The following is a 5,830-nucleotide window of genomic DNA, read 5'->3' as shown; positions in this document are numbered from 1 at the left end:
GCCCTGGCGTATACTGGTAGGGCTTTTTTCTTCCTCGCCCCGGAGGGCCTGTTTTCCGGCGGGGAGACCACTTCCTTGGGGAGCGCGAAAGGAGAATCGATGAAACTCCGTTGGGTGGCAGCGGCGGCCGCACTTCTTCTGGCCGGTCACGCAAGCGCGGCGGATGCGCCCAAGCTTGCGGGCATGAAGGAGAAGATCAGCTACAGCATCGGGATGGACATCGGGAGCAACCTGAAGAAGCAGTCGATCGATATCGACCCGGACCTCCTCGCGAAAGGGGTTCGGGACGCCATGTCCGGAGGGGAAACCCTCCTCACCGGCGAGGAGATAAAGGAGACGCTGATGGCCTTCCAGCAGGATCTGGTGGCCAGGGCCCAGGAGCAGCGCAGGCAGATCGCGGAAAAGAACAAGAAGGACGGGGAGGCCTATCTGGCCGCAAACGGCAAGAAGGAAGGGGTTCTCACCCTTCCGAGCGGCCTGCAGTACAAGGTGATCCGGTCGGGTGCCGGCCCCTCGCCGAAGGAAACCGACATGGTGGAGACCCACTACCGCGGCACCCTGATCGACGGGACCGAGTTCGACAGCTCCTACAAACGGGAGCAGACGGCCGTTTTTCCGGTCAACGGGGTCATCGCCGGGTGGACGGAGACGCTCCAGCGGATGAAGGTCGGCGACATATGGCAGATTTTCCTCCCCCCCGAGCTCGCCTACGGGGAGCGGGGCGCCGGTCCGATCGGGCCGAACGCGACCCTCGTCTTCGACATCGAGCTGATGTCGATCAAGGGGCCGGCGGAAACGGAAGGAGCCGGGCAGGAGAAACCCGCGGGGACCCGCTGACCGACCCGTCCGCGAACCAAGGGGCTCGGGGGGTGGCGCCCTTGCGTGCCGCCCCCCGGATGATTCCCCGGTCCCTCCTCCCTATTGGGTATCCCGAAAAAGAGGCAGGGAATGATTTCCTTGCTATTTTCCGCACCCAGTGTCATGATAATTAAGTTTTGTTGGATCCCACGTCGGAAATGATCCGGAAGCATTCCTTCCGAAGAAGCGGCTCTGCCTCCCCTCCAGGCCGTTTGCAGCATTTCCCGTAAGATTCGGCATGGCAAAGAGCCGTGCGGCGCCAGGACATGGTGCGCCCGGACAAACGATTCTCGAATGGAGGAAGAAGGAATGACGTTTTCGGATTTTGGATTTTCCCCCGAACTGCTGCGCGCGGTGAGGGCGAAGAAGTACACGGTGCCCACTCCGATCCAGGAGAAGGCGATCCCCCACGTGCTGGCGGGAAAGGATCTGCTGGGGTGCGCCCAGACCGGGACCGGGAAGACCGCGGTCTTCGCGCTTCCCATCCTGCAAAAGCTCAGCCGGTCGCGGGACGGACAGGAGGGACCGCCGGCCGGCCGGAAGGGGAAGGGGCGGGCGTTTCGTCCCGTTCGCGCCCTGGTGCTCACTCCCACGAGGGAACTGGCCATCCAGGTCGGGGAGAGCTTCCGCGAATACGGGAGGCATACCGGCCTGCGCCAGACGACGGTCTACGGCGGGGTCAGCCAGGTGCCGCAGGAGCGGGCGCTTCAGGAAGGCGTGGATATTCTCGTGGCCACCCCCGGCCGGCTTCTCGACCTGATGTCGCAGGGCCTGGTGCGGCTAGGGGGCATCGAGATCTTCGTCCTGGACGAGGCCGACCGGATGCTCGACATGGGCTTCATCTACGACATTCGCCGGCTGGTCGACAAACTGCCGCCCCGCCGGCAGTCCCTGTTTTTCTCCGCCACGATCCCCGGGGACATCCGGAGGCTGGCGGATACGATCCTGCGCGACCCCGTCCAGGTGGCGGTCACGCCGCAGGCGCCCGCGCCGGATGCCGTCGAGCACTTCCTGTACCTGGTGGAGAAACCCGACAAGGCGGCGCTGCTGCAACACCTGTTGGCCGACCCGACGCTTCGGAACGTCCTGGTGTTCACGCGCACCCGCCACGGCGCCGACCGGGTCGCGAGGCATCTCGCCCGGGCGCGGATCTCCACGGAGGCGATCCACGGGGACAAGACGCAGAGGGCGAGAGAGCAGGCGCTTTCGGATTTCCGGCAGGGGAAGACGCGGGTCCTCGTGGCGACCGACATCGCGGCCCGGGGTCTGGACATCGTGGGGCTTTCCCACGTGTTGAACTACGATCTGCCCAATGACCCGGAATCGTACATCCACCGCACCGGACGCACGGGACGGGCGGGCCTGTCGGGGATCGCCCTGTCGTTCTGCGACATCGGGGAAAGGCCCGGTCTCCCGGCGATCGAACTGCTGATCCGCAGGCACCTCAAAGTCGTCGAGGAACACCCCTACCGGTCGGGCCTTCGGCCCGGTCCGCCCACGGACCTCGAGCCGCAAAAGCCCAAAGCCCTTCGCCCGTTCATGATCAGCGCGGCGGAGTTGTTCGGCGGGGCCCGGAAAGAGGGTTTCGCCGGCTGAACCGGCGGACGGCCGCGAGGAACTCGCTCTCCCCGAACCTGCACCCTTCCGCCCGGGCGACCTTGAGGGTCTGGGAATCCGAGAGCCCGAGGTTGGCGAAGTGGGGGTACTTCACCCGGACCCACGCGGAAGGGGTCACGGCCGCCTTCTTGTAAATCCGGAGCTGGAGCATCGTTCCCTCGCTGGACGCATCCCACAGTCTCCGGAGAAAAGCCGCGTTCGGGGCTTTTTTCCCGCCGCGCCTGTTCCACAGGAACCGGTCCAGGGTCTTCTGGACCCACTCCTCCCCCCAGAACATCAGGTCGATGGTCGGGAAGGGCCGCAGGAGTTTGTCCTCCTTTCGCTTGAGCCGGCCCGCGAGCCGCTTCCTCGTGACGTCGTCCAGCCCGGCGACGAGGAGCAGCTCGGGGGTGAGGGGGACGGGGTTGAAGGTGGAGTGAAACCTCACGAGGGCGAGAAAGGCCGCTTCGTTCCCTTCCATCGCCTGGGCGCTGAGGCGGTCCGGGGGCAGATCGATCTTCTTCCGTCCGCTCCCGGCAGCCCTCTTCCGCTTGTCCCCCGCGGCTTGCGCCGCACCTTTGTCCGTTCTCCGCTTTTGCCCCATGGAGCGTCTCCTTTTTCCCTGCCGGCGATCGATGTCCCGCATAGGATAGACGGAATCCGCCCGTCACACAACCGGGAGAGGACCGGGGGACCTGGGATATAATGGGCGCTCCCGTCTCCCGGGGAACCAAGTCCGGGCTTCGGTCATCTGTGTAGGGAAGACCGGGAAGGGACGAACGCCGGGAAGGAGATGACCGATGACGCGTAAGGGGCACAGGACGATCCTTGCGATTCTCTGCCTGTGGGCGGCGTGCTGCGTGTGGGGAGCCGCCCCGCCTGACGCGGGGGCGGCGGACGGAAAAACGGCGGCGGAGGGGGCGAAATTGGTCGAGACATTCATGCTGGGAAACGGTCTGACCGTCGTGTTCCGGGAAAACCACTCCTCTCCGGTCGTCGCCGTACAGGTCTGGGTCAAGGCGGGAGGCGCCACCGAACCCGATGAGCGCGCGGGGATGTCCCACATCCTGGAGCACATGGCCTTCAAGGGGACGAAGAGACGGGGTCCCGGCCAGATCGCGCGGGAGGTGGAGTCCCTCGGGGGCCAGATCAACGCCTACACGAGCTTCGACCAGACGGTGTACCACATCACGATCTCGGGCCGCTACCTGGAAAACGCACTGGACATCCTGGCCGACACCATCGGGAACTCGGTGTTCGACGCGGACGAACTGGCCAAGGAGAGGGAGGTCATCCTCGAGGAGCTCCGGATGAACGAGGACAACCCGGGAAGGATGAACGGGAAAGCCCTGTTCCGGGAGATGTACCGCGTCCACCCGTACGGCCGGCCCGTGATCGGGTACGACAACACCATCCGGAAGACCACCCGGGACGACCTCCTTTCGTACTTCTCCCGCTATTATTATCCGGGGAACATGGTGCTCGTGATCGCGGGCGACGTGAACCCGGGGAAGGCCCGCCCGGCGATCGAGAAAGCCTTCCTTCCCCTTCCGACCCACGAGGCCCCGTCCGCCGATGCGCCCGCCGAGCCGCCGCAGGAGAATACCCGGGTGAAGGTCCAGGAGCGGGACGCGAAGCGCGCCTACCTCGACATCGGATTCCACGGGCCCTCGATGCGCGACGAGGACGTTTTCGCCTGGGACCTCCTCTCCCTGATTCTGGGGAGCGGGCATACCTCCCGCCTCTATCACGAGGTGAAGGACGTCCGGGGGCTGGTCGATTCGGTGAGCGCCTCCGCCTATACCCCGAAGGACCCCGGCGCCCTGATCGTGTCGGCCACGGGCGCTCCCGAGAAAGCCAAGGAGGCGCTGCGGGAAATTCTGCGGCAGACGTTCCGTCTCGCGGCGGCGCCCCCGCAAGGCCAGGAGCTTGCCCGGGCCAAGACGGCCACCGAGAGCGAGTTCGTCTATTCCCTCGAGTCCCAGGGGGCCATCGCGCGCCACGTCGGGTTCTTCGAGACCACCCTGGGCGACGCCGGGTTCGAGCAGCAGTACCTCCGGAAGATCCGTGCGGTGACGGCCGATGACATTGCCGCGGCGGCCCGGAAATATCTGACGCCGGAGAACCTCACCGTGGCGGCCGTCGTCCCGCAGGGCGATGCGGGCCTGCTCCCCGGGGAGGAGGTCCGAAGGATCGCAGGGGAGGCGTACCGGGAGGCGATGCGGGAGGCGGTCGGCTCGGAAAAGAGAGGGACCGTCGTGAAGGAAGTCCTGGAAAACGGCATCCGGGTGATCGTCCGGGAGGACCGGGCCGTCCCCGTGGTCGCCGTCGAGGCCGGTTTCCTGAGCGGGCTTCGCGGGGAGCCGAGGGAGAAGGGCGGGGTTTCCGCGATCATGGCGGAGATGCTCACGAAAGGGACGAAGGAACGGACGGCGCGGGAAATTGCGGAGGCGGTCGAGAACATGGCGGCCGATCTCTCCGGCTTTTCGGGAAGAAACGTCTTCGGCATGCGGGCCCGCTTTCTGAGCAGGGATTTCGCCGCCGGGTTCCGTCTCTTCGCCGAGTCTCTCCGGTCGCCCACGTTCCCGGCCGAGGAGCTCGAGAAGAAGCGCCGGGAGGTTCTGGGGAGGCTAAAGCTCCAGAAGGACGATATGACCCAATCGGTCATCCTCCTTTTCCTTGCCGCCCATTACGGGGACCACCCGTACTCCCGGGACCCGCTGGGGACGGAGGAGTCGGTCCGGGGGATGACCCGGGAGGATGTGGAGGGGTTCTACCGGAGGTGGGCGGATCCGCGCAACATGGTGATCTCCGTGTCCGGGGACATCGGCGTGCAGGAAGCGCTCTCGGCCGTCAGGGAATTCTTCGGCGACTTCCCCCGCAACGAGGGCTTCGTCCCGCTCGGGCCGATGCCGGTGCCCGAGGAAGGGGGGATCCGCCGGGCGGAGGAAACCCGGGACAAGGAGCAGGTGCACTTCCTCATCGGGTACACCGGAGCAAGGTTCACGGACCCCGACCGGTACGCCCTCGACGTGCTCGGGTCGGCGCTCGCGGGGCAGGGGGGCAGGCTCTTCACCGACCTCCGGGACAAGAAATCCCTGGCGTACGCGGTGACCTCCTTCTCCTCGGAGCAGGTCGATCCGGGGTTCTTCGCGTTCTACATGGGGACCAGCCCCGACAAGCGGGACGGGGCGATCACGGACACCCTGAAGATCATCTCCGAGGTGAGGACGAACGGGATCACGGCGGAGGAGTTGGGCCGCGCGAAACAGTGGATGGTCGGAACCTACGAAATCGGCCTTCAGAGCAATTCCTCCTACGCCGGCAAAATGATGTACAATGAACTCTTCGGAATCGGATACGAGGAGACGTTCCG

At 65.7% G+C, this 5,830-nt stretch carries 4 protein-coding genes; 3 read left to right on the top strand and 1 reads right to left on the bottom strand.

The genetic code is table 11. The features are described from left to right. Positions 1-99 precede the first annotated feature (99 nt). Both VJ307_06785 and VJ307_06780 read left to right on the top strand, forming a co-directional pair. Positions 100-837, top strand: coding sequence for an FKBP-type peptidyl-prolyl cis-trans isomerase (locus tag VJ307_06785; protein HJX73847.1), 738 nt, complete (start codon positions 100-102; stop codon positions 835-837). Positions 838-1,167: 330 nt separating this feature from the next. Further along, positions 1,168-2,454 (top strand): DEAD/DEAH box helicase, encoded by a 1,287-nt coding sequence (locus VJ307_06780; GenBank protein HJX73846.1) that lies wholly within the window; start codon positions 1,168-1,170, stop codon positions 2,452-2,454. On the opposite strand, the gene VJ307_06775 is transcribed toward VJ307_06780, so the two are convergent. Next, the gene (locus tag VJ307_06775) at positions 2,402-3,058 is read right to left on the bottom strand and encodes a hypothetical protein (GenBank protein ID HJX73845.1); all 657 of its coding nucleotides are present in this window, start codon (positions 3,056-3,058) and stop codon (positions 2,402-2,404) included. The genes VJ307_06780 and VJ307_06775 overlap by 53 nt on opposite strands. A gap of 196 nt (positions 3,059-3,254) precedes the next feature. Here VJ307_06775 and VJ307_06770 point away from each other — a divergent pair. Further along, positions 3,255-5,830 (top strand): pitrilysin family protein (locus VJ307_06770; protein HJX73844.1); only part of this gene is annotated, 2,576 nt, incomplete at its 3' end.

Source organism: Candidatus Deferrimicrobiaceae bacterium (assembly GCA_035256765.1).
GTDB lineage: Bacteria > Desulfobacterota > Deferrimicrobia > Deferrimicrobiales > Deferrimicrobiaceae > CSP1-8.
The sequence above is the reverse complement of the archived record's forward strand: the minus strand, read 5'-3'. Positions and strand labels throughout refer to the sequence as shown.

What these genes read in the sequence shown, in the direction of transcription:
- VJ307_06780 (HJX73846.1), top strand. Translation starts at nt 1,168, where the DNA reads ATGACGTTTTCGGATTTTGGATTTTCCCCCGAACTGCTGCGCGCGGTG.
- VJ307_06775 (HJX73845.1), bottom strand. Translation starts at nt 3,058, where the DNA reads ATGGGGCAAAAGCGGAGAACGGACAAAGGTGCGGCGCAAGCCGCGGGG.
- VJ307_06785 (HJX73847.1), top strand. Translation starts at nt 100, where the DNA reads ATGAAACTCCGTTGGGTGGCAGCGGCGGCCGCACTTCTTCTGGCCGGT.